The sequence below is a fragment of the Bosea vaviloviae genome, from assembly GCF_001741865.1.
Lineage (GTDB): Bacteria > Pseudomonadota > Alphaproteobacteria > Rhizobiales > Beijerinckiaceae > Allobosea > Allobosea vaviloviae.
Map to the genome: position 1 here is coordinate 2,417,707 of NZ_CP017147.1, position 23,562 is coordinate 2,441,268.

The 23,562-nt window shown below is 66.4% G+C and carries 21 protein-coding genes and 1 tRNA gene; 10 read left to right on the forward strand and 12 right to left on the reverse strand.

Annotation, left to right across the window (positions count from 1 at the left end; translation table 11 throughout):
• Positions 1-59 precede the first annotated feature (59 nt).
• From BHK69_RS11285 to BHK69_RS11305, 5 genes are all read right to left on the reverse strand, one after another.
• Positions 60-1,559, reverse strand: coding sequence for a tripartite tricarboxylate transporter permease (locus BHK69_RS11285; protein ID WP_069690187.1), 1,500 nt, complete (start codon positions 1,557-1,559; stop codon positions 60-62).
• A 4-nt stretch (positions 1,560-1,563) separates the two neighbouring features.
• A complete protein-coding gene (locus BHK69_RS11290; RefSeq protein WP_069690188.1) occupies positions 1,564-2,082 on the reverse strand; it encodes a tripartite tricarboxylate transporter TctB family protein in 519 nt (172 codons plus the stop codon).
• Positions 2,082-3,071, reverse strand: a complete 990-nt coding sequence (locus tag BHK69_RS11295; RefSeq protein ID WP_069690189.1) for a LysR family transcriptional regulator — start codon at positions 3,069-3,071, stop codon at positions 2,082-2,084. Before BHK69_RS11295 ends, BHK69_RS11290 begins: the two co-directional genes overlap by 1 nt.
• Before the next feature lie 139 nt (positions 3,072-3,210).
• On the reverse strand, positions 3,211-4,146 hold the full coding sequence (locus BHK69_RS11300; protein ID WP_244548473.1) for a DMT family transporter: 936 nt from the start codon (positions 4,144-4,146) through the stop codon (positions 3,211-3,213).
• A 165-nt stretch (positions 4,147-4,311) separates the two neighbouring features.
• Positions 4,312-4,974, reverse strand: coding sequence for a glutathione S-transferase family protein (locus BHK69_RS11305; RefSeq protein ID WP_069690191.1), 663 nt, complete (start codon positions 4,972-4,974; stop codon positions 4,312-4,314).
• Positions 4,975-5,374: 400 nt separating this feature from the next.
• Here BHK69_RS11305 and mgtE point away from each other — a divergent pair, with 400 nt between their 5' ends.
• On the forward strand, positions 5,375-6,778 hold the full coding sequence (gene mgtE, locus BHK69_RS11310; RefSeq protein WP_083269253.1) for a magnesium transporter: 1,404 nt from the start codon (positions 5,375-5,377) through the stop codon (positions 6,776-6,778).
• A gap of 117 nt (positions 6,779-6,895) precedes the next feature.
• On the opposite strand, the gene BHK69_RS11315 is transcribed toward mgtE, so the two are convergent.
• Together BHK69_RS11315 and BHK69_RS11320 are read right to left on the reverse strand one after the other, a co-directional pair.
• The gene (locus BHK69_RS11315) at positions 6,896-8,839 is read right to left on the reverse strand and encodes a M23 family metallopeptidase (RefSeq protein WP_244548474.1); all 1,944 of its coding nucleotides are present in this window, start codon (positions 8,837-8,839) and stop codon (positions 6,896-6,898) included.
• A 106-nt stretch (positions 8,840-8,945) separates the two neighbouring features.
• Positions 8,946-12,104, reverse strand: coding sequence for an ATP-binding protein (locus BHK69_RS11320; RefSeq protein ID WP_069690192.1), 3,159 nt, complete (start codon positions 12,102-12,104; stop codon positions 8,946-8,948).
• 231 nt (positions 12,105-12,335) lie between these two features.
• Between BHK69_RS11320 and BHK69_RS11325 the strand changes: the two genes are divergently transcribed.
• From BHK69_RS11325 to BHK69_RS11345, 5 genes are all read left to right on the forward strand, one after another.
• The gene (locus tag BHK69_RS11325) at positions 12,336-12,731 is read left to right on the forward strand and encodes a phasin (protein WP_069690193.1); all 396 of its coding nucleotides are present in this window, start codon (positions 12,336-12,338) and stop codon (positions 12,729-12,731) included.
• A gap of 150 nt (positions 12,732-12,881) precedes the next feature.
• Positions 12,882-14,054 (forward strand): phasin family protein, encoded by a 1,173-nt coding sequence (locus BHK69_RS11330; protein WP_069690194.1) that lies wholly within the window; start codon positions 12,882-12,884, stop codon positions 14,052-14,054.
• Positions 14,055-14,203: 149 nt separating this feature from the next.
• Positions 14,204-14,280 (forward strand) — tRNA-His (locus BHK69_RS11335).
• A 193-nt stretch (positions 14,281-14,473) separates the two neighbouring features.
• The gene (locus BHK69_RS11340; RefSeq protein WP_069690195.1) at positions 14,474-14,902 is read left to right on the forward strand and encodes an Hsp20 family protein; all 429 of its coding nucleotides are present in this window, start codon (positions 14,474-14,476) and stop codon (positions 14,900-14,902) included.
• Positions 14,903-15,008: 106 nt separating this feature from the next.
• Positions 15,009-15,275 (forward strand): BQ00720 family protein, encoded by a 267-nt coding sequence (locus BHK69_RS11345; protein ID WP_244546373.1) that lies wholly within the window; start codon positions 15,009-15,011, stop codon positions 15,273-15,275.
• A 24-nt stretch (positions 15,276-15,299) separates the two neighbouring features.
• Here the strand turns inward: BHK69_RS11345 and BHK69_RS11350 are convergent, their stop codons facing one another.
• A complete protein-coding gene (locus BHK69_RS11350) occupies positions 15,300-16,076 on the reverse strand; it encodes an alpha/beta hydrolase (RefSeq protein WP_069690196.1) in 777 nt (258 codons plus the stop codon).
• A gap of 109 nt (positions 16,077-16,185) precedes the next feature.
• On the opposite strand from BHK69_RS11350, the gene BHK69_RS11355 reads away from it, so the two are divergent.
• From BHK69_RS11355 to BHK69_RS11365, 3 genes are all read left to right on the forward strand, one after another.
• Positions 16,186-17,403 (forward strand): glycosyltransferase family 4 protein, encoded by a 1,218-nt coding sequence (locus BHK69_RS11355; protein WP_069690197.1) that lies wholly within the window; start codon positions 16,186-16,188, stop codon positions 17,401-17,403.
• Positions 17,404-17,617: 214 nt separating this feature from the next.
• Positions 17,618-18,160, forward strand: a complete 543-nt coding sequence (infC, locus tag BHK69_RS11360) for a translation initiation factor IF-3 (RefSeq protein ID WP_069693568.1) — start codon at positions 17,618-17,620, stop codon at positions 18,158-18,160.
• 133 nt (positions 18,161-18,293) lie between these two features.
• Complete coding sequence (locus BHK69_RS11365) at positions 18,294-19,037, forward strand: aldolase (RefSeq protein WP_069690198.1); 744 nt, start codon at positions 18,294-18,296, stop codon at positions 19,035-19,037.
• A 161-nt stretch (positions 19,038-19,198) separates the two neighbouring features.
• Here the strand turns inward: BHK69_RS11365 and BHK69_RS11370 are convergent, their stop codons facing one another.
• Together BHK69_RS11370 and BHK69_RS11375 are read right to left on the reverse strand one after the other, a co-directional pair.
• Entirely contained in the window at positions 19,199-20,302 is a 1,104-nt protein-coding gene (locus BHK69_RS11370; RefSeq protein ID WP_069693320.1) for an IS5 family transposase, read from the reverse strand.
• A 147-nt stretch (positions 20,303-20,449) separates the two neighbouring features.
• A complete protein-coding gene (locus tag BHK69_RS11375; protein ID WP_069690199.1) occupies positions 20,450-20,980 on the reverse strand; it encodes a hypothetical protein in 531 nt (176 codons plus the stop codon).
• 53 nt (positions 20,981-21,033) lie between these two features.
• On the opposite strand from BHK69_RS11375, the gene BHK69_RS11380 reads away from it, so the two are divergent.
• Positions 21,034-21,645, forward strand: coding sequence for a Crp/Fnr family transcriptional regulator (locus BHK69_RS11380; protein WP_069690200.1), 612 nt, complete (start codon positions 21,034-21,036; stop codon positions 21,643-21,645).
• Positions 21,646-21,834: 189 nt separating this feature from the next.
• Here the strand turns inward: BHK69_RS11380 and BHK69_RS11385 are convergent, their stop codons facing one another.
• Together BHK69_RS11385 and BHK69_RS11390 are read right to left on the reverse strand one after the other, a co-directional pair.
• On the reverse strand, positions 21,835-22,509 hold the full coding sequence (locus BHK69_RS11385; protein WP_069690201.1) for an aspartate/glutamate racemase family protein: 675 nt from the start codon (positions 22,507-22,509) through the stop codon (positions 21,835-21,837).
• A gap of 22 nt (positions 22,510-22,531) precedes the next feature.
• Positions 22,532-23,554 (reverse strand): amino acid ABC transporter substrate-binding protein, encoded by a 1,023-nt coding sequence (locus tag BHK69_RS11390; protein ID WP_069693569.1) that lies wholly within the window; start codon positions 23,552-23,554, stop codon positions 22,532-22,534.
• Between the last annotated feature and the right edge of the window lie 8 nt (positions 23,555-23,562).

A 23,562-nucleotide genomic window follows, 5' to 3' on the forward strand; every position in this document is an offset into this window, starting at 1 on the left:
TCCTCCCTTGGAATGCTTTTTGTGAACGCTGGATGGAAAGCTCCGTTCCAGCAACCCCGTCATTCGGTGAAGACCTCGTCGCGCTTCTTCGAGATCGAAGGCAGCAGCGCGATCGCCAGGACCACCACGGCGACGATCAGCAGGCCGGCCGAGATCGGCCGCTCGATGAAGGTCATGAACGAGCCGCGCGAGATGATCAGCGCCTGGCGCATCTTCTCCTCGAGCAGCTTGCCCAGAACGAAGCCGAGCAGCATCGGCGCCGGCTCGAAGCCGAGCTTGATCAAGAGGTAGCCGAACAGGCCGAACATCGCGGTGAAGGCGACGTCCACCGGCTGGTTGTTCACCGAGTAGATGCCGATGCAGCAGAAGATCAGGATCGCCGGGAACATCAGGCGATAGGGAACCTGCAGCAGCTTCACCCAGACGCCGACCAGCGGCAGGTTGATGATGACCAGCATCAGGTTGCCGATCCACATCGAGGCGATCATGCCCCAGAACAGCTCCGGGTTCTTGGTCATGACCTGCGGGCCGGGAATGATGCCGTGGATGGTCATCGCGCCGACCATCAGCGCCATCACGGCGTTGGGCGGGATGCCGAGCGTCAGCAGCGGGATGAAGGCGGTCTGCGCGCCGGCGTTATTGGCCGACTCAGGACCAGCGACGCCCTCGATCGCGCCACGCCCGAAGCGCGAGGGATCCTTGGCGAGCTTCTTCTCGAGCGTGTAGCTCGCGAAGGGGCCAAGCACCGCGCCATTGCCCGGCAGGATGCCGAGGATGCCGCCGATGAAGGTGCCGCGCAGCACTGGTTTGATCGACTGCTTGATCTCACTCCAGTCCGGTAGCAGCCGGCCGATCTTGGCCTTCACCACGTCGCGCGCCTCGGGGTTCTCCAGATTGCGCAGCACCTCGGCGAAGCCGAAGACGCCCATGGCGAGCACGGCGAAGTCGATGCCGTCCGAGAGCGGCGGGAAGCCGAAGGTCAGGCGTTCCTGCCCGGTTTCGAGGTCGGTGCCGACCGTCGAGAGCAGCAGGCCCAGCATGATCATGCAGAAGGCCTTGAGGATCGAGCCGCGCGCCAGCACGACGGCAAAGCACAGGCCCATCACCATCAGCGAGAAATATTCCGCCGGGCCGAAGAGCAAAGCGAGCTTGGTCAAGGGCGCGCCGAGTGCGGCGATGAACAGGGTCGCGACGCAGCCGGCGAAGAAGGAGCCGAGCGCGGCGACGCCGAGCGCGACGCCGGCGCGGCCCTGCTTGGCCATCTGGTGGCCGTCCAGCGTGGTGACGACGGAGGTCGCCTCGCCCGGGATGTTGACCAGGATCGCGGTGGTCGAACCGCCATATTGCGCGCCGTAATAGATGCCGGCCAGCATGATCAGCGCGCCGACGGGATCGACGCCGAAGGTGATCGGCAGCAGGATCGCGATGGTGGCGATCGGCCCGACGCCGGGCAGCACGCCGATCAGCGTGCCGATGAAGCAGCCGGCGAAGCACAGGGCCAGATTCTGCAGGGACAGCGCGACGCCGAAGCCGAGCGTGAGATTGGCGATCATGTCCATCGTGTCAGATCCCCAGAAGCCAGGGCGCCAGCGGAATAGGCAGGCTGAGCGCGTATTTGAAGAGCAGAGCGCAGGCGGTCGTCATCGCGATGGCGAAGATGATCAGCTCCTTCCATTTCATGTCGTCGGCGGCGAGGCCGGAGACGAGGATGACCAGTGGCCCTGCGACGAGCAGCCCGAGCTGCGGGATATGGATCGGCCCGATGTCGAAGCCACGAATGGCGAGCCCGAACAGGCAGGCTCCGCCGAGCACGAGGAAGACGCCACGCCAGGCCCAGCCCGTCAGCTTCTCACCGTTGTAGCGCAGCGAGGCGAGCGAGAGCATCAGGCCCAACGCGGCGCAGATCACCGCGAAGGATTTCGGCAGCATGCCCGGCCCGATCTGGCGAAGGCTACCGAGAGGCAGGTCGCCGGACAGGACGAAGGCGAAGACTCCAAGCGCGACCATGAACAGGCCGGCCGCCATGTCCTGCTGCGAGCGAATGCGCAGACCCTGCGCCCGTTCGATAGGGTTCAAACTCATCAGGCTCCTCCGGTAGACGACCCGACGGCGCGGGCGGTGCGTTTCATCTTGGGTGGCGATATGACGAACGGAAAAACATGCCGTTCGTCGATCAAGGTGACGCTCTCGCGAAGGATGGCGAGAAAGTCGTCGCGTGGGCTGAGTTTCTGCTGCGGCCGCCAGGCGACGCCGACCAGCGCGCCTGGTGGTGGCGGGTCGAGCAGCGCACCGCGCAGGCGGCGCATCGTGACGCCGGGAAAGCTCAGGCGCGAGACCCAGTCGGGCGCCAGCGCCATGCCGAGCCCGGCGGCCACGGCCGACATCATCGCGGGCTTTTCGGTGGCCTCGATCGAGACGTTGGGCACGGCCCCGACGCTCTCGAAATAGGCCATCACCAGATCATAGGCGAAGGGCCGGCTGCGCTTGGAGGGAACGATGAAGGGTTCGCCGACGAGGTCGAGCATCGTCAGGTGCTCGCGCGCTGCCAGCGGGTGCTGCTCGTTCAGGACGACGAGCGGCCGCTCGACACGCAGGATCTCGAAGGCGCAGTCGGTGGGCTTGCGTGGTGGGCGGGTCAGCGCGAGATCGAGCTTGCCGGCCTCCAGCATCTGGATCAGCCCGGCCGTCATCGCTTCGACGAACTTGATCTCGACGCCGGGATGCTGCTCACGGAAATAGGCGAGCGCCTCGGGCACGAAGCTCGACGAGGCGGCGTCGATCGCGCCGACGCGCAAGATCTTGCCCGAGGCCAGCGAGGCTCCGCGTACGGCGCGCGAGGCGTGCTCCATCTTGACCAGGATGCCCTTGGCCTCTTCCAGCATGATCAGCCCGGCGCGCGTCATCGCGACCTGGCGCGTGGTGCGCGTGAACAGGGCGACCCCGAGACCATCTTCCAATGCGCTGATCTGGCGGGAAAGGGCGGGTGGCGCGAGTCCAAGCCGTTCGGCTGCGCGACCGAAATGCAGCTCCTCCGCCACCGCGATGAAACATCGCAGTTGCCTGACGTCCATGGCGCTCGTCTGCTCCCCCTCTGGCGTATCGTTTTTTTCGATATCTTCCAGTCCGCGAGATTATGCCTCTAGCGGCTCTGGCCGCTAAAGCGACCCTAGAGCAATTCATAATTTTTTGGCAATAAAGCCTCGGCAAAAATCAGCGCGCGGGGCTTATCTCGGGCCTGCGCCGGAATAGCCGGCCGTCGATCAGGGCGAGACCGGCGAAGATCGCAGCCATGCCGGCGAGATGCCGCGGCAGCAGCGTTTCCCCGAGCAGGCCGACGCCGAGCATGATGGCGCTGACCGGCACCAGGAAGGTGACGAGCATGGCGTTGTTTCCGCCCGCCCGCCGCATGATCTGGAAGAAGATCACATAGGCGAGCGCGGTCGAGATCAAGGCGAGCCCGACCAGCGCGGCGGCAGCTGTCCAGGATGGCGTGGGCAGGCTCCAGGGCGGGGTGAAGATCAGGACGAGCGGGAGCGACATCACGGTCGTGGCGCTGAGCTGGCCCGCCGCCGTCACCAGCGGCGGCGTGTCGCGAAAGCGCCGGCCATAGAGCCCGGCGAAACCATAGGACAAGGCGGCGCCCAGGCAGGCGAGCTGCGGCAGGAGCGCGCCGCCCAGGCCGCTGAGTGCATCAGGGCCCATCAGGATGCCGACGCCGACGAGCCCGGCCAGCACGCCGGCGAGCTTGAGCGGGGTCGCCTTCTCATTGCTGCCGAACAGATGCGCGACGATGACGCCGAATACCGGCGTGGTGGCGTTCAGGATCGCGGAGACGCCGCTCTGGAGCTGGGTCTGGCCCCAGAAGATCAGGCAGAACGGAATGAGATTGTTGAGCAACCCCATGACGAAGAAGGCAAGCCACATCCGGCGGCCGACCGCCATGTCGAGGCCGCGCAGGCGCAAGACGAGATAGAGCACGGCCGCCGCCAGGCTGACGCGGGACAGGACGACGGCAAGAGGCGGCCACTCCGCGACCGCGATCTTGCCGAAGAAGAAGGAGCCGCCCCAGAGCAGCGAGAGCGCCAGCAGCAGGAGCCATTCGCGCGCGCCCATCACGGGGCCGGAAGAGCTGGGAGCGGTAGTCATCTGGATTGCCCCTTCGCGGGAGCGCACTGGGGCTCCCTTGTCGCGTCCTCGCAAGAGCAATGCTCTCGGCGTCTGGAATCGATCAGGTTTTTCGCATTCGGACGTTTCCGTCCGAATGCGATGCGATCTAGGCGCGTCGGCAGTGTGGCGCCACCCGTTTTCCGCTCAGGCGGCTTCGGCGTCGCGCGCCTGCCACATCGCCTTGAAGGCGGGACGGGCATGGCAGGCCTCGAGCCAGGCCTTGACGTGCGGCGCAGCCTCGAACAGCGCGGTGGCCGGCCTGGCGTAGCGGATGATCTCAGCGACGTTGATGTCGGCGACGGTGAAGCGCCCGCCCATGACGAAGCCGCCACCCTGCGCCAGAACGCCGTCGAGGACCGCGAAGGGGGCGGGGAGGGCGGCGAGCGCCGCCTCAGCCAGCTCGGGCTTGCGCTTCTCGGGCGGATAGGCGGCCATGTGATACTGGATGTTCAGCGCATGGGTCTCGCATTCGGTGGCGGCCCAGAGCGACCACATCACGGCCAGGCCCTCTTCCTGGGCATCGGCGGGTGCCAGCGGGCCGCCATGCTTGCGGGCGAGATAGAAATTGATCGCGAGCGATTCATGCAGCTTGAAGCCGTCATCGTCGATGCTCGGAATATGGCCGTTGGGATTGACCTTCAAGAAATCCGGACTGCGCGTGTGCAGCGGCGCATCCGGTGCCGACGGGTCAGGCAGCCGGTAGGCCTGGATCACCGGCACATGGACGAAGGCGAGGCCGAGTTCGTTGGCGAGCCAGACATTGCGCGTGGCGCGCGAGCGGTAGCAGCCATAGATGGTCAGGGTCATGCGGTGAGGCTTTCGGCGAAGGAGCTTAAGGGCGGGCGCACCATAGGGCGGGCCGCGCGGGCCAACAATCGCCGCTGCGCGGCGAGGGCCTTGTCGTTAGAGCAGGATGCGAAAAAGTGGGCACCGGTTTTTCGCGTCGATCCTGCTCTCACTTTTAGATGAGGGGCCGATCGAAGCCGCTCATCCTTATGCAGATTTTATTTGACGCGCTCCGTCGCAGGGTGCACTGCGACCGCGCCGCCGGACCTTCGGGGAAGGCCGCAATCAGGAACCCCAATCGCAATGCCAACCGACAGTCCCAGCCGACAGTCGATGCCGTCTGCCGCCGCCTCGCGCGCCTGACCGGGTAACCGGCTCGCTTGCGACCGGCCGATGACGGCCGATCGCAAGGAAGAGAGCCATGAATGATATCGTCGCGCATGACAGGGGCGCCGCAGCACCCGATTTGCTCGCCAAGACGGATTTGCTTGCGAAGACCCTGACCTGCACATTGGCGCAGGAACACATCGCCGATATCGTCGAGACGCTGAACGATCAGGACACGGCGACCATCGCCGAGGTCCTCGTCGCTCTGCCGTTCGAACGCGCCGTCGAGGTCCTGGACCAGCCCGAATTGTTCGACGCGCCCGCCGCGCTCACGCTCCTCAGCGATGAGCGCGCGGCGGCCTTCCTCTCCGCCATGTCGGCCGACCGCGTCGCCGACATCGTCCGCGTGCTCGACGCCCCCGTGCGCGAGCGCCTCACCGCGCGGGTCGACCAGGAGACGCGCACGGCCCTGACGCGGCTGCTCTCCTATCCCGAGCACAGCGCGGGTTCGATCATGACGACCGAGTTCGTCAGCGTGCCGGCAAACTGGACCGTGGCGCAGACGCTCGACCATATCCGCCATGTCGAGCGCTCGCGCGAGACGGTCTACGCGACCTATGTGCTCGAGCCAGTGACGGGCGCGCTCATTTGCGCGGTGCCGCTGCGCCGGCTGATCAGCAGCGATTCCGATGCCGTGGTCACCTCTGTCGTGCCGGCGCACAAGCCGATCAGCGTCACGCCGGCGACGGATCGCGAGGACGTCGCCCGGCTGATCTCGAAATACAATCTGCTCGCCGTGCCCGTCGTCGATTCCGCCAATCGCGTCATCGGCATCGTCACCGTCGACGACGTCATCGACGCGATGATCGAGGAGACGACGGAGGATGTGCAGAAGCTCGGCGGCATGGAAGCGCTGGACGAGCCCTATAACGAGATCGGCTTCGCACGGATGATCCGCAAGCGCGCCGGCTGGCTCTCGATTCTGCTGCTCGGCGAGATGCTGACGGCCTCGGCCATGCAGTATTTTCAGGATGAGCTGGAAAAGGCGATCGTGCTGACGCTGTTCATCCCGCTGATCATGAGCTCGGGCGGCAATTCGGGCTCGCAGGCGACCTCGCTGATCATCCGGGCGCTCGCTTTGCGCGAGATCAGCCTGAAGGATTGGTGGCGGGTCGCACTGCGCGAATTGCCGACTGGGTTGACGCTGGGCGCCATCCTCGGCGCCATCGGCGTCGCGCGCATCGTGCTTTGGCAGAAACTCGGCATCTACAATTACGGCGAGCACTGGGCCCTGATCGCGGCAACCGTGGGCGGCGCGCTCGTCGGCATCGTCACCTTCGGCTCGCTGATGGGCTCGATGCTGCCCTTCGTCCTGAAGCGGCTGGGCTTCGACCCGGCCAGCGCCTCAGCGCCTTTCGTCGCGACCCTCGTCGATGTCACCGGTCTGGTGATCTATTTCGGCGTGGCGGCGGTGATCCTGAGCGGGACGTTGCTGTAGCCCCTGGCTCAAGCGGAAACGGCGAGTGGCGAGTAGCGAATGGAAGCTTTACCTCGCCACTCGCTATTCGCCACTCGCCAATGGCGCTCAAACGGCCTTCAAGACGAGGCTCCGCGATCAAGTCGGATGCCCGCCCGGCGCCACCGCCACGGTCGCGTCGACATGGTGGCGCAAGTCGTCGATCTGCTTCTTGTGCTCCTTGAACTCGGCCAGCGCCGCGCCCTGAAGGGCGCGGCTGCTGGGCAGCTTCACCTTCATGGGATCGACGAAGTGCCCGTTCGTGGTGACCTCGTAATGGACATGCGGGCCGGTCGAGAGGCCCGTCGTCCCGACATAACCGATGATCTCGCCCATATGGACGGAGGCGCCCGGCTTGATCCGACCGGCGATGCTGGCCATGTGGTTGTAGGCGCTGGCATAGCCATTGGCGTGCTCGAGCTCGACCCGGTTGCCGTAGCCGGAGTGAACCCCGGCGGCCGTCACCCTGCCGTCGCCTGCTGCCATGATCGGCGTGCCGCGCGGGGCGGCCCAGTCGACGCCGTTATGCAGCCGGGAATAGTGCAGGATCGGGTGGTAGCGCATGCCGAAGGGCGAGCTGATCCGCCCCTCCTGCACCGGCTTTCGCAGCAGCAGTTTCTTGAGCGAGACGCCGTCATCGTCGAGATAGTCGAGCTCGCCCGTTTCCGATGAGACATAGCGGTAGATCTGCTGCGTTTCGCCGCCGGTGGACAGCGCCGCATAAAGCAGTTCGCGATGGTTTGCCGGTGTGGGCTGGTCGTCGGTGAAGACCAGCTCCAGCCGGTCTCCGCTGCCGGCATGCTGCTTGAGGTCGAGGCCGGCAGCGAAGGCGCGGATGAAATCGTCGATGACCTCGCGCGGCACATCGCTCTTCAAGGCGCTGGCATAGGCGCTCTGGTAGAGCGTGGCGTTGTTGCCGTCATCCTCCTCGTCATCCTGATCCGCCTTGCCCTCAGTGCCGTCATGGCCGCGCGCGGGCAGGGCGACGGTGACGAAGCGGCCTTGATCGTCCAGGGCTACGACCTGCTGCGGGCCGCTCTCGTCGAACAGGGTGACGCGCTGGATCGTGCGGTCGCCGGCCTCGGGGCCGATCGTGACGCGCAGATGCTGGCCATCGGGCAGATCACCCCTGGCCCGTTTGCCGAGCGCGGCGAGGATCGCGGCGACGCGCTCGCTGGAGGCCCCGTTCGAGGCGAGCGCCGCGGCGAGCGTCTGCCCGCGCTCGAGCGAGATATCGACATCGCCGAAGCGCTCGCGGCTGTCGGCGCCCGCCGAAACGTCGGTGACGTTCTCGGGAATGATCCGGACATCGAGCGAGCCGAAACGGCCGGTGTCCTCCGCATCGGCCTCGGCGCTGGCCGATTCGCCGACCATGCGCAGCGTCCGCGACAGGATGCGCTGATTCGAATAATCGGGCGGCAATTGCGGCGAACCGGCCGAGAGCCGGGCCATCTCGGCGATCTGTTCGTCGATCGCGGCGTCGGACAGGCCGGGAGCATCCGGGTCGATGACGAGCCCCGCGAGATCCCGGCGCGTGACGGAGACATCCGCGTCGGCGGGGTCGGTCGCGTCCTGGGGCGGCGCCTCACGCGTCGAGCCGGCGAGCAACCGGGCGGGATCGAAATCCGGGATGTCGAGATTGGCAATGGGAAGCGGCGACAGGGCGACGGAGACATGCGCGAAGGCATGCACCTTGGTGATCTCGCGCCCGGCCGCGACTTCCGTCAACGGTGCGCGGAAATGCTGCGTCGTGCTGATCGCGAAGCTGTGCTGGGCCAGGCTGTCGCCCTTGTGGGCCGTCTTGCCGGTTGCGGCTTCGTCGTTATGCGTGGGTGTGGCCTTCTCCGGCCGCTGCGCCGTGACGTGGTCGCCCTCGGAGACATAAAGCGATGAGCCCATCAGGGCGGCACCGAGCAGGCCGATCAAGGCGCAAGCCGAGAGCCAGCGCCAATTGACCGAGCGGTGCTCGGAAACCGGCAACCCAGCCGGGGCGGCGAATGGATCGGCAAGAGGCTCGGCGCTGTCGTCGTAGAGGAAGTTCAACTCGGCTCCGCCCGTCCAGCAAGACAGCCGGGCCTATGGGGGCAAGCGCCAGCGCGATCCGTCTATGAGCCGCCCGAGACGGCGAAACTATGACCGCTCGACTGCCTTACCCAGCGAGAACCCGCTGCGGCGGGAAGGTGATCTCGACCAGCGTGCCTTCCTTCTTGACGCTGGTGATGCTCATCGCCGCGCGGTTGGCCTCGACCAGCGCCTTGGTCAGCGGCAGCCCCAGACCGGTGCCGCCCTTGCGGCGCGTCGTCGGCACCTGGCGGAAGGGTTCGAGCGCCAGCGCGAGCTCGTTGTCGTCCATGCCGATGCCGGTATCGCGCACCCGCAGGATCGCTTCGCCCTGGTCGCCGAGCGCCGTCGAGACGATGACCTGGCCGCCGGCATCGGTGAACTTCACCGCGTTGGAGAGCAGGTTGATCACGATCTGGCGAATCGAGCGCTGGTCGGCGACGACCGGTGGCAGCTTCGGCGCGAGGCCCGAGCGCAGCACCACGCGGCCGCGCTGCGCCTCGGGCTGCAGCAGGGCGACCGTCGAGAGCGCGATCTCGTTCAGATTGACGCTGACGAAGTCGAGGTCGAGCTTGCCGGCTTCGATCTTGGCGAGGTCGAGCAGGTCGTTGACCAGGCTGATGACGTAGCCGCCCGACTGATGGATGTCGCGCAGATATTCCTTGTAGCGATCGTTGCCGATCGGCCCGAAGCGCTCCTCCGCCATCACCTCGGCGAAGCCGATGATGGCGTTGAGCGGCGTGCGGATCTCGTGGCTGATCTTGGCGAGCACGTCGGATTTCTGGGCGCTCGCCTTCTCGGCCGCCTTGCGCGCCTCGACCAGCTCGCCCTCGGTCTTCTTCCAGGCGGTGATGTCGCGCAGCACGGCGCAGAAGCGGCGCTCGGAGCCTTCCGTGATCTGGCCCATGGTCATGAACAGCGGGATCTTGCCGCCCTGGCGCACCCGGCCGACGACCTCGCGCCCGTCATTCATCACCGAGGCGACGCCGCCGCCCTTCAGCCCTTCGAGATAGTCGAGCGCCGGAGCATGGCTCTCGGCCGCGAAGAGCAGCGTGAACAATTCGCCGGTGACCTCGCGCTGGTCGTAGCCGAACAGCGCCTCGGCGGTCTTGTTGAGCGAGAGCACGCGGCCGCGCTCATCGACCGTGACGACGCCGTCGGTCGCTGTGTCGAGCATCGCGACGAGTTCGCTGATGCGGGATTCGCGCGCATCGACATCGAGCCGCAAGGCGTTGACGCGGGCGGCACTCTCCTCGTCCTCGGCCGCGAACTCCGCCGCAAGCTCGGCTTCCTCGGCCTCCTCCGGCGTCAGCACCTTGACCTCGCCGCCGCCATCCGCGTGGCGGAAGGCCATCAGCGTCGCCGCTTCGCCCAGCCAGGACACGCTGGAGAGCACGGCGTTGACGCTGACGAGATGGTTGAGCCGGTCGATCAGGATCATCGCGCCGCCATCGGTGCGCGAGGCCTCCTTGATCAGGCGGCTGACATTGCCACCGGCCTTGAGATCGTCGAGATCGGCATAGTCGAGCAGGTCGAGCAGCGTGCGGTTGGCGTAGAGCGCCTCGTCGCCGCGATTGACCAGAACCGCGATCGGCAATTTGTCGAGCACGTCGGCATGGGAGTTGGGCTGCCGCTGCCGCGCGGTCTCGGAGCCGGACTCCACTGCGGCCTCAGTCGGCACTTGCTTCGGGGCAGGCAGATCGGCTGGCGCCAGTTCGGCCAGGTGGCGGCCAAGGGCGGCGTCCTGGCCCCGCGGTTCGGCTGCAGGCGCGAGCGGCTGCTCGCCGCTCTCCTTCAGCCGCAACGGCGCGACGGGGGGCAGGCGCGGGCTGGTCTCGTCGTCGCCGGCGATGCGTGCGCCCAGCGCCTTGGCGATCTCGCGGAAGGCGTTGCGCTCGGCCGAGCTGAGATTGGGTTTTGAGGGCTCCAACACCGGCCGGACGCTGGCGAGATGACCGTTGCGCAATGGCACGATATTGCCGCCGGGGGCGGGACCCTCGGATACGGCTGGCGAGGCAGCTTCAGCTTCCGGAGCCCGGGTGTCTTCCGGAGCCAGGGTGTCTTCCGGAGCCAGGCTCGCGTCCTCGGCTGCGGGAACCGGTTCGGGCGCCTCCGCCGCGGCCTCGTTGTCTTCGCCTTCAAGCGCCGCCTCGTCTGCCTCCAGCGCGGAGCCGAACTCGGCCTCCGCCGGCTCGGCGGCGGGCGCTTCGATCTCTTCGACAGCCTCGGCCTCGGCGACAAGCGGGGCAGGGGCCTCGACCGTCACGGGCTCCATGGCCGCGGGGAGCTCCGCCGCGACGACGGGGCCTTGCTCGGCTTCAATTGGCTCGGCTTCAACCGGAGCGTTCGCGGCCTCGGGCGCGTCCGCTTCGATCTCGTCTGCGGGTGCGTCCGCGATCGCCGTATCGGGAAACGGCTCGCGTTCCGTCAGGCGCGCGAGGCCGAAGCCGCGGAAGCCGGCGAACTGGCGTGCCGCATCCAGGAACGGCGCGCCCGACAATTCGACGCGCGCACCCTCCTGCGGCAGCTCGGTGCGCCACAGCACGTGGTGGCCGCTCCAGGTCGTGTCGCTGGCGAGACGCTGGGCTAGGCCGCCATCCCTGTCGATCAGGTCATGGCCGATGATCTGCTCCCAGTTCCGCCCGGGCAGAGCCGCCGCGGCTTGGGGCCCGGCGAGCTCGGCGAAATCGGGAGAGACGCTGGTCAGGCGCCCTGCGGCATCGCTGTTCCAGAGAAAGCGCAGCAGGGCGCGGCGCGGCGCGGCCGGCACGGGAGCCGGCGCAGACGCAGGCGTGGCAATCGCCACGGCCGATTCGGCAGCGGGTAGGTCTTGCGTCTGGTGCGTGCTCTCGGTCGCAGGCACCGCGACGCCGAGCCGGCGCATCTCGTTGGCCGGGACAGCGATCGCCAGCACCTCGCCGCCATCGGGGCCCGTCAGCAGCCGGCAGCCGCAGGTGATCATGGTCGCGGAGAAGCCCGAGGTCAGCCGCAGCCGCTCGAGCCTGATGCCGTCGCGCGGCGCAAGGCCTCCAGCCAGCAAAGCGAGCCTCTGCCGCGTCGGCGCCGGCAGGTTCGCGGAAAGGCCGTCTGCGCCCAGCAGCGCCCGCGCGCCGGCATTGACGAAACCCGGCCGGCCGGTCTCGGCATCCCATAGCAGTACGGCCCCGCCGTTCGCGAAGGACACAAGCCCGGCGTCCTGCGCCGCCGCAGCGCCTAGTCGCGCCCAGTCCTGTCCGGCTTCGCTCATGCTTGCCTGCTCGTTTCAGTCCACGCCTTTATGGCTAACAAACCTTTAATAGCGCCCAAATGAAAGCAAAGCCATGGAACTGAGACGGGCTCTCCCGCGTCTCGTACAAACAGCGTTAACGTGAGCGGCTGGGCAGAGTCGTGTGCCGTTGTCATTGCGGCGCAATAATGATATTGCACTGCACAATGACCGCGCCTGCTCATGAGTCATTGCAACAGGAGGATGCCCCCGATGAACGGCAAGACACCTTACGAAGTGCCGACTGAAATGCGCGAATTCGCCGAGAAAAGCGTCGACCAGGCCCGCAAGGCTTTCGATGGTTTCATCGGCGCGGCGCAGAAGGCCGTGGATACTGCTCACGGTTCGGCCGAGTCAGCCCGCGTCAATGCGCAGGACGTGACCCGCAAGGCGATGAGCTATGCCGAGACCAATGTCGCGGCCGCCTTCGACCTCGCCCAGAAGCTGGTGAAGTCCAAGGACCTGACCGAGGTCATGCAGCACCAGTCCGAGTTCATGAAGTCGCAGATGGCCGCGCTCCAGACCCAGCTCAAGGAGATGGGCTCGGCGGCGCAGGATGTCGCGAACAAGGTTGCCGAAACGGCTGCCAAGGCGACGAAGGCCAAGTGAGGGCCTGACTGAAGGCCAAGTAGGCCGCGACGGGCGCCCTGGCGGCGTCCGGAAGCGGACGAGATGAAGATCGAGCGGCCGGGCGATGAGCCCGGCATGCGTCGTTTTATCGTTTGCGCGCGTTGTTTTCTCTTTTGATGGAGGATCGCGATGGTCAAATCCGCCCCGACCAAGTCTGCCTCGACAAAGACGGCTACCCCGACGAAAACGACTGCCCCGACAACGACGACTGCCAAACCGCCGATCAGCCTGGCGCCGGTGACGGCGTTGCCCCCTATCCCCGACACGCCGGCCCTCGTCATTGGCAAGCCGGTCGAGGCCAAGCCCGTCGAGGTCAAGCCCGTCGACGCCAAGCCGGTGGCAGCCGTCGCTCCGGCGACTCCGCTCGCCGCGCCAAAGGTCGAGGCGCCCAAGGAAGCGCTCAAGCCGGTGGGGAGCGCACCCGCCATCGTGCTGAAGCCGGAAGCTCCCAAGGTAGAGGCTCCCAAGGTCGAGGCTCCCAAGGTTGCCGCTCCCAAGGCGGAGGCTCCGAAGGTCGAGGCTCCCAAACCCGCTGACAGCAAGGTTGAAGCTCCCAAGGCCGAGACGCCCAAGGTTGCGGCTCCCAAGGTTGATGCTCCCAAGCCGAGCGCTCCGCCGGCGAAGGCCGCGGAGCCGGCCGCAAAGGCTGCGCCGAGCCCAGCTCTCGCGATCAAGTCGGTTTCCCCGCCGAAGCTCGCCGCGAAGGTGGTGAAGCCGGCTGCGACCCGCATCCCGCCCGCCAAGATGCGTATCGAGAAGACGCGTATCGAGAAGGCGCCCGCGATCAAGGCGGCGGCCAAGAGCACGGTGAAGAGCACGGCCAAGGTCGTGAGCCCGGTTGCGCCTCCCAAGGCCGTGGTCCCCGCGATCGTCGCCCCAAAGGTCGTCGCGCCCGAGGCTGCTGCCCCGAAGATCGTCGAGGCGGTGAAGCCCGCCGTCGCCAGGTCGGCCGAGATCGTGACGTTCACGGGCAAGACTATGCTCGCTCCCGTGGCCGCGCCCGCTCCCGTGACCGCGCCGGTTCCGAAGCCACCTGAATTCGCCACCGTCACTGCGGCGACCATGGTGACGCAGACACTGGCTCTGGCGCGCACCTTCGGGGCGCTGCAGGCCCGCATGCTGGATTATGCCTGCGCGGAGTTGAAGGCGACGCTGGGCGCGGCCGAGACGCTGGCGCGCACCGACAGCGCGGCCGACGCCGTAGCGCTTCAGACCAAGGCCATCCGCCGCGGCTATGAGGCCTATTCGGCCCATCTCAACGACCTCGCGCAGATTGCGAGCACACCCCTGCGCAGGGGTTGAGGGCAAGGGCTGAGGGACACGCGAAGCGCCGCCCCAAAATCCATTGGGCGCGGCGTGAATTCGACGGTTGCAATCGGCTGGCGACCGCACTAGGTTCCGCGCCGCCGCCGATCGTGACTTTGCGACCGATCGCCAAGCGCCGGGTGCGGGCAGCCATAGCTCAGTTGGTTAGAGCGCTAGATTGTGGATCTAGAGGTCCCCCGTTCAAGCCGGGGTGGCTGTACCACCCGCACCATTGCCGGAAGTCCGGTTTCACCGCCGCACTTCGGACCCCACCTGGGACGCGCCGCCCGGCAGGCTCTTGAACCGGTCCGTTTCTCTCGCCATATCCCGGTGGATGGGAGGGTTCGCCTCCCACCGGTGGGGTGCTGCGACCAGCGGGCCCCGCATGATCCGAGAGGGCGCCTTTCGAGGGCCGTATGACGCGTACGCCAAGTCTGTCGCATCCGTTCCTGCTGGGGTTCGATGATATCGAACGCGCGCTTGACCGGGTGTCCAAGGGGGGCAGCGAAGGCTACCCGCCTTATAACATCGAGCGCATGCCGCGCTGCGACGACGAGCCGGACCGGCTCCGAATCACATTGGCGGTAGCGGGTTTCGCCCGCGAGCAGCTCGAGATCACGCTGGAAGAGAACCAGCTCACCATCCGGGGTCGCCAGAGCGACGACAAGAACCGGCAATTCCTTCATCGCGGCATCGCGGCGCGCCAGTTTCAGCGCAGCTTTCTGCTGGCGGACGGAATGCAGGTGATGGGAGCCGATCTTTCCAACGGACTTCTCGCCATCGACTTGGTGAGGCCGGAACCTGAACGCCTCATCCGGCGTATCGATATTGTGAGCCGGGATTGACCGGCAAGGTAACCGGCAAGACGGGTGCAGCGCGGTTTTTGCATCTGTTCATAATCTGAGGCGTATTCTGAAAGCCGCTACTCGCACTGCTCTGAAGGAGGGCGCGATGAACGAAGATAGAACGATGATCCAGACCACTCCTCTGACCCAGGCCGAATTCGCGGCGCTTGGTACGGGCGAGGTCGCCTATCTCAAGCCGATGACCTCGGACGAGCTCCTGCGCATCTTCCCGCAGGCGCCCGAGATTCAGCCCGGCCTGCAGCTCTTCGCGCTGCTCTCGGCCGATGGCGCACCGATCCTGGTGACCGATTCGCGCGATGCCGCGACCGCCAACGCCTGGGAACACGATCTCAGGATGGTCAGCGTCCATTGACGCTGCTTCAGGCCGGACGCTGCTTCAGGCCGGGGCGGTGACCCCGGCGACTGCCGACGTCAGCCGGGCGATGTCGCCCGGCGTCGAGAGACGGTGATCGCCATCCTTGATCAGCGTCAGCAGGACGGGATCGCCGGCGAGATGCTCGACGAGCTTGACCGCTTGCCGCCACGGCACATCGGGATCGGCCATCCCTTGCAGGATATGCACCGGGCAGCCGGTCCGAATCTCGCTTCCAAACATCAGATGCCTGCGGCCGTCCTCGATCAGCGCGCGCGTGATCGGCGTCGGATCGGGCGAATATTCGGACGGCCTCAGCCAGACGCCGTCGCGCAGGATGGTTTCCCGGATCGCGTCGGGCATCTGCGCCCACATCAGATCCTCGGAGAAATCGACGGCCGGTGCGATCAGCACCAGCCCGGCCGGCGCGAGCGCCGTACTGAGGAGCTTGCGGGCGGCGAGCAAGGCGATCCAGCCACCCATCGACGAGCCGACCAGGATCGGCGGCCGGCCGCAGCGAGCGGCGATCATGGCAAGCGCGTCCTCGAGCCAATGCGACAAGGTCCAATGCGCGAAATCGCCGCCGGTCTCGCCATGGCCGGCATAATCGAAGCGCAGGAAGGCGCGTCCCGTCTGCCGCGCCCATTCCGCCAGCGCCTCGGCCTTGGTCGCGCGCATGTCGGAGCGGAAGCCGCCGAGCCAGAGCACGGGGGCGCCATCGCCGGGCTGCGCGAGGTAGGCGAGCTTGCGCCGTTCAGCGCCTTGCCCGAGGTCCAGCCATTGCGGCGCGTCTCGCTCCACGTCAAATCTCCTGTGACGAATCTGCTGGGCGAGGCGAATATAGGCTGCGCTCGCGCGGCGCACGTGGTCGTATCGTCGTTTGTAGAAAGAGTTCTCTGAAACTGTGAGCATGTCCTTCCAGCCCGGCGCGCATCTGTCGCTGCCCTCGACCGAGACGCACCCGCTCAGCGGCCGCACCATCTTGCAGATCATTCCCGATCTCGAGGCGGGCGGGGCCGAGCGGACGGCCGTCGATATCGCCAAGGGCCTGACCGATGTCGGCGCGCGCGCGCTCGTCGCGACCGAGGGCGGCCGCCTTGTCGCCGAGTTGCAGGCCAAGGGCGGCGTCTGGCTGCCCTTTCCCGCCGCCACGAAGAATCCCTTCGCCATGGCGCTGAATGTCCGCCGCCTGGCGCTGCTCTGCCGGCATGAGGGCGTCGAGCTCATCCATGCCCGTTCGCGTGCGCCGGCCTGGGTCGCGCTCGCGGCGGCTCGCTCGCTGAAACTGCCTTTTGTGACGACCTATCATGGCTCCTATGCCAGCCGCTCGGTGGTGAAGACGCTCTATAATTCGGTGATGGCGCGCGGCGACGTGGTGATCGCGAATTCGGGCTATACCGCCGACCTGATCCTGGCCAAGCACGGCTTTGCGCGCGACCGTATCCGGGTCGTCCATCGCGGCACCAATTTCTCGGCCTTCGCGCCGGCTGCGGTCGGGACGGAGCGCATCCAGGCCCTGCGCGCGGCCTGGAAGGTCGAGCCGCATCAGCGCATCGTGCTGCTGCCCGGCCGGCTCACCGGCTGGAAGGGGCATCGCATCCTGATCGAGGCCGCCCGCATCCTGCGCGATGGTGGCGACGACGAGACCGCCTTCATCTTGGCCGGCGACCCGCAAGGACGCGACGGCTATGTCAAGGAACTCGACCAGCTCATCGCCAAGGCGGGGCTGGAAGGCCGCGTCAAGCGCGTCGGCCATTGCACGGACATGCCGGCGGCGCTGCTCTCGGCAGCCGTGGTCACCGTGCCCTCGACCGAGCCCGAGGCCTTCGGGCGCGTCGCGGTCGAGGCGCAGGCGATGGGCGCGCCCGTCGTGGTGGCCGATCTCGGCGCCGTGCCCGAGACCGTCCTGGCGCCGCCGCAGGTCACGCCGGCCGAGCGCACCGGCTGGCGCGTGCCACCGGGCGATGCAGCGGCGCTCGCCGCCAGCCTCGCCGAGGCGCTGGCCCTGCGCCCTTCCGCGCGTGATGCCCTGGCGCGGCGTGCGCGCCAGCATGTCGAGCGGCATTTCTCGCTGGAGACGATGGTGGCGGATACGCTGGACGTCTATTGCGCGCTCTTGGGTCGATGAAGGGGCGAATGGTGAGTGGCGAGTGGCGAGTGGGAAAAGTTGCGACCGCCAAGCCCTAGAGACATTCCCTCCATTCGCCACTCGCAACTCGCCATCTCGCCCCTTCAGTCGCCATTCGCTATTCGCCATCTCGCCTTTCCATTGACATCGCGCATCTTTGTGCAATGTGTCTGCTCAGCGGCGCTGCTCGCGCCTGAAACAGGAGAATACCCCCATTCGTCGTCCTTTCCGCGCTGCCCCGACCCCGACCAAAGACGGCCCGCGTTCGAACCGCGACATTCGCGGTGTCCGCGATGTCCAGCTCATTGACGATACCGGCGCCAATCGTGGCGTGGTGTCGTTCTTCGAGGCCTTGAAGATTGCCGAGGATGCCGGTCTCGACCTGGTCGAGATCGCCCCCAACTCCGAGCCTCCGGTCTGCAAGATCCTCGATTATGGCCGCTTCCGCTTTCTTGAACAGAAGAAGGCGGCCGAGGCGCGCAAGAAGCAGCGCACCATCGAGATCAAGGAGATCAAGCTCCGGCCGGGCATCGACAAGCACGATTACGACGTCAAGATGAAGGCCATGCACGGCTTCTTCGAGGAGGGCGACAAGGTCAAGGTGACCCTGCGCTTCCGCGGCCGTGAGATGGCGCACCAGGATCTCGGCGTGAAAGTGCTCGAGCGCGTCAAGGTCGACCTCGTCGACGTCGCCAAGGTCGAGAGCGACTGGCAGCTCGAAGGCCGCCAGATGGTCATGGTGCTCGCGCCCAAATAACGCGCGGTGTCCGTTATGCGATTTGGCTCAGGCCCGGCCGAACCCTGTCATGTCAGGCTGGCCGGGCCTTGTCATATCCGGCGCTGCAATGTTTCGATCCGGTTCGCTTCCGATAATCGAGAGATCCTGCTCCATGTCCTTGCCCATGTCCCTGCCCAGCATCACGAACCAGCGCCGCGACCTTGCCGCCGCGCTCCGCCTTGCCGCGAAGTTCGAGCTGAACGAGGGCATCTGCAATCATTTCTCGGTCGCCCTGCCCAATGGCCCCGACGGCAAGCCGCGCTATCTGATCAACCCCTATGGCGTGCACTGGTCGGAGATGAAGCCCTCCGACCTGCTCTTGATCGACGACAAGGGTGAGGTGCTGGAAGGCGAGGGCGAGGTCGAGGCGACCGCCCGCAACATCCATGTCGCCGCCCACAAGGCCAATCTGCGCCATGTCGCGGTGCTGCATGTCCACATGCCCTACGCCACCGCTTTGACCATGGTCGAGGGTGGCAGGCTGGAGATGGCGCATCAGACCGCCTGCCGCTTCCATGGCCGCACGCATTATGTCGACCATTTCGGCGGGCTCGCACTCGATGCGAGCGAGGGTGAGGCCATCATCGCCGCCAGCAAGGCTTACGACCATGTCGACATCACCTTCCTCGCCCATCACGGCGTGACCATCGGCGGCCCCTCGATCGCGGTCGCCTTCGATGACCTGTATTTCCTGGAGCGCGCCTGCCGACAGCAGGTGCTGGCAATGTCGACCGGCCGGCCGCTGAAGCTCATTCCGCAGCAGCAGATCGAGGCGACGGCGCGCGACTGGCGCGACGTGCTGGTGTTTCAGTCGGAGAAGCATTTCGAGGCGCTGCGGCGCATCGAAGGGGCCTGATCCAGGATAGCTAGCAGGCTGCTGAAGAAGTCTGTTCTGGCTCTTGGTTTAGATGGTCTTTGCTGTTTTGGCAGCGACTGGCGCAGCTGGGAAGCGTCGGCGGCTTGTCTTCTGGTGGATGCTGCTGCCGGAGCGTGGCTTGGTCCGCTTGGCGCTGCCCTTCATGCGGTCGCCTGGGCTAGAAGCTTGGGGATGCGGACGAGGTTGTAGGCGGCAACTGCGAAGGTGAAGACCGCCTCGGCCTTGGTCCGGGACCGGACCTTGACCTTGGCCAGCCCGGCCTGGGTCTTGATCCAGCCGAAGACCTCCTCGATGCGCTTGCGGCAACGCTGGCTGATCGCGTAGCCGGGATGGCGGGTGATGCGGCCGTCGATGGCGGTCTTGCGCACCTTGCCGGTCTTGGACACCGCGCCGTTGATGGCGATGTGCGGCGTCACCTGGCGCGCCCGCAGGTCGCCCACGAAGGCCTCGACATCGTAGGCCTTGTCGGCTCCCAACGTGATCCGATGTCGGCTTTCGCGCCGGTCGAGCATCGCAAGCGTTGCCTCGCGCTCGGCCGTGCCGGTGGCGTGGGTCAGCGTCGCGTCCACCACGAGGCCATGGCGGTTCTCCATCAGCGCATGGCCTATGAAGCACAGCCGGCTCTCGTGCCCGTCGCTCTTGCGATAGAGCCGGGCATCGGGATCGGTGGTCGAGGCATGGGTTACATTCGAGCGCTTTTCCTTGCGGAAGTTGCGCTCGCCGTTGCGGCCAGGCCCAGGCGGCTCGTCCGAGCCGTCCTTGCGCCGGAAGCTCTTCATCGAGGCCCAGGCATCGATCAGCGTGCCATCGACGGAGAAGTGGTCGCTCGACAGGAGCTGCTTCACCTGACGCAAAGCCAGCAGCCCCGACAGGAAGGCGTGGGCCACATCCGCTTCCAGAAGCCGGTCGCGGTTGTGCGTGAACACCGTCGGGTGCCAGACCGCGGCATCCATCTCAAGCCCGACGAACCACCGGAACAGCAGATTGTAGTCGATCTGCTCCATCAGCATCCGCTCGGAGCGAACCGAGAAGAACGCCTGCAGCAGCGTCGCGCGCAGCAGCATCTCCGGTGGGATCGAGGGCCGACCCATCTGCGAATACAGCGTCTCGAAGCGACCGTTCAGACCCGCCAGAACCTCGTCCGCCAAAGCCCGGATCGCTCGCAGCGGATGATCCGCAGGAACCCGCTCTTCCAGCCGGATGTAGCTGAACAGGCTATCCGACCGATCCTCACGTCCCCGCATCGCAAGACCCCGCATCTGCCTCAGACAGAGTGAATCATCTCCAAGACGATCCCGCCAGAGACTTCTGCAGCAGCCTGCTAGACGGCGGCAGTTCGTCATTCCCGCTCAGTAATCTCGATGCCGCGCTCGAAGCCCGCGCCGGAATAGCTATGGCGTCCGATAGCCGCGCGCTGAGCGGTATTCGGCGATCTGATGCGCGTTCAGCATCTTGGCCATGACGAGGTGATAACGCAGATGGGCGGCGCGCAATGCGGCTCGCGCTGCGCCGACCGCCTTCGTTTCGGCCTCTATGGTCTCAGGCGTCGCCCTGCGCTCCTTGAAAGTACGATCGAGCTGGCTCTCGGTTGCGATCACGGCTTGCCCGATGTCGATCGTCTCCTTGCGCATGGCCGTGACAAGGGCCTCGGTTCGGCGTGTCTGATCGGGGGTGAGTTGTAGCCTGTCGGCGAGTTCGAGCACATGTAGCGGACCCGGATAACCGTTGAGTTCGGCTGGAAGCGCCATCGCGAGACCGCGCCCGTTCCACAGGCCATCGAGCTCTTCGGCGGACAGTGAGGGCACGGCGCGCCCGTCCAGGCCGGCATAGGGCTGAGCGCGAGCCGGCCCGTGGCCGATATGCTGTGCATTTGCGACGCTCGCCAGGGCAAGCAGCATCAATGCGAGAGACAAGGTCTTCATGTGGAATTCCTCTGGTGAGGTACGGAGCTTGCCATCACCCGCCGATGCCCCACATGATCGCTGTCATGTCTGACACGGTCGCTGCTTTCGTTCTGAGCCGCCAGGATGCCGCCCATCAGCTTGAGCCGGGCCAATCCCTCTTCCGCGAAGGCGACGCCGTGCGCCGCACTTATGTCGTGCTGGAAGGCGAGATGAAGCTCGTCCGATATGCAGCTTCGGGCACTGAACTGATCCTCCACCGCGTTGGCAGCGACACGCTCCTGGCTGAAGCATCCTGCTTCAGCGATCGCTATCATTGTACGGCCGTGGCGATTTCAGTGTGCCGCCTCGCCAGTGTCGGCCGTTCTGTTCTGTTTTCCGACGATGCGGCGGCGCCGTTCCTGTTCTCGCTTGCGCGCGACCTGTCGCGCGAAATCCAGCGCAGCCGCGCGCGATGCGAGATTCTCGCCTTGAAGACGGTCGATGACCGCCTCGATGCCTGGCTGGCGCTGAATGACGGTGCCATGCCCGGAAAGGGAGGCTGGGCGCTGCTGGCGGCCGAGCTGGCGGTGAGCCCCGAGGCACTCTACCGCACGCTCGCCGCCAGGCGGAAAACGCCCGGCCTCTCCGTCGTCAGCGGACCGGATGCGGGTATTGCAACCCGCCCTGCGACGCCAGCGCGTTGAGGCCGCGCTTGAGTTTGAGTTGCAGTTTCGAGCAGGCGCGACGTGCTGGTGTTTCAGTCGGAGAAGCATTTCGAGGCGCTGCGGCGCATCGAAGGAGCCTGACCGGCCCTCACGCCAGAGCAGGATGCGAAAAAGTGGGAACCGGTTTTTCGCATCAATCCTGCTCTAACTCTTTGATAAGAGACGGATTCAGATTTCAGGCCGGATCATAGAATGATCCGGCCTGAAATCATCCGGCTCTAGCAGGCGCCTCAGCTTCCTCACGGCGCTCTCCGGCGTCGTCAGCACCGGCTTGCCGGTCGCGGCCATGACCGCTGCAGCTGATCGCGCCAGGCTGAACTGGGCGAGCGCGATCACGTCGCAACCGGCGAGATCGCGCGCTGCCTCTGCGGCGAGCCGGTCGTGCTCGGCGCCGTCACCACGGTCGAGGGCGGCGAGCGCCCCTTCCGCCAGCTTCGGCATGATCGTCAATGCAGGTGGAAACTCCGGCGGCATCGAGGCCAGCGTCGGCGCGAAGCTGGCGAGGAGGCCGATGCGCGCGCCGGCCTTTTCGGCCTCCTCGATCATCGCCTCGTTCGGCTTCAGCACCGGCAGCGGCGCAAGCTCGCGCTGCACCGCCTCGATGCAGGGCCCGAAGGCCGAGCAGGTGAACAGGATGCCGTCGGCGCCGGTCGCCTTCGCATAGCGCGCGAGGTCCAGGAAGCGCCCTGTCATCGCCTCCGTGATCTTGCCGTCGCGGGCGAGATCGGCTGAGAGGCTGTCGTCGAGCAGGTTCATCAGCCTGGCCTGTGGCCAGAGCTCGGCGAACGCCGCCTCGATCGGAGGCGGCGAATGCCGGAGCGCATGGATCAGCGCGATCCGCATGGATGGGTCTCCTTCCTCCGCGTCAGCGGACCGGATGCGGATATTGCAGCCCGCCCTGCGAGGCCAGCGCGTTGAGGCCGCGCTTGAGCTGCAGCCTCGAGCCCATGCCGACATTGCGCTCGAAGCTCTCGCCGTAATTGCCGACATGCTTGACGATGCGATAGGCCCAGTCCGTGGTCAGGCCGAGGCCCTCTCCGAACTTGCCCTCGACGCCGAGCAGGCGCTTGATCTCGGGGTTCGAGGATTTCAGCATCTCGTCGAGATTGGCCTTGGTCACGCCGAACTCCTCGGCGTTAAGCATGGCGTAGTGCACCCATTTCACCAGGGCGAACCAGCTCTCGTCGCCGCGCTTGACGGCGGGGCCGAGCGGCTCGCGCGAGATCAGCGTCGGCAGGATGACGAAATCGTCCGGCTTGGAGAATTTCAGGCGCTCGGCGGCAAGCCCCGAGGAATCGGTGGTGAAGGCGTCGCAGCGCCCGGCCTCCAGCGCCTTGACGCCCTCTTCATTGGTGGAAAAGCCGATGATCTCGTATTTCAGGTTATTGGAGCGGAAGAAGTCGGCAAGGTTGAGCTCGGTCGTCGTGCCTTGCGTCACGCAGATCGAGGCGCCGTTCAGCCCCTTCGCCTCGGTGACGCCGAGCGCCTTCTTCACCATGAAGCCCTGGCCGTCGAAATAATTGATGATCGGCCAGGACATGCCCTGCGAGGTGTCGCGCGACATCGTGTAGGTGGCATTGCGGGCGAGCATGTCGACCTCGCCGGACTGCACCACGACGAAGCGCATCTGCGGCGTCGTCGGCACGAAGCGGACCTTGTTGGGGTCGTTGAAGATCGCGGCCGCGACCGCGCGGCAGAGATCGATGTCGAGCCCGTCCCAGCGCCCGTCCGGCCCTTGCAGGCCGAAGCCGGGCAGGGCGATGTGGTTGCCGCAGATCAGTTCGCCGCGCGCCTTGACGCGCTCCAGCGTCGAGGTCTGGGCGTTCGCCGCGGTTACGGTGAATGTGCCGGCGAGGCTGAGGCCCGCGCCGATGAGCCATCGTTTCAGTGTCATGG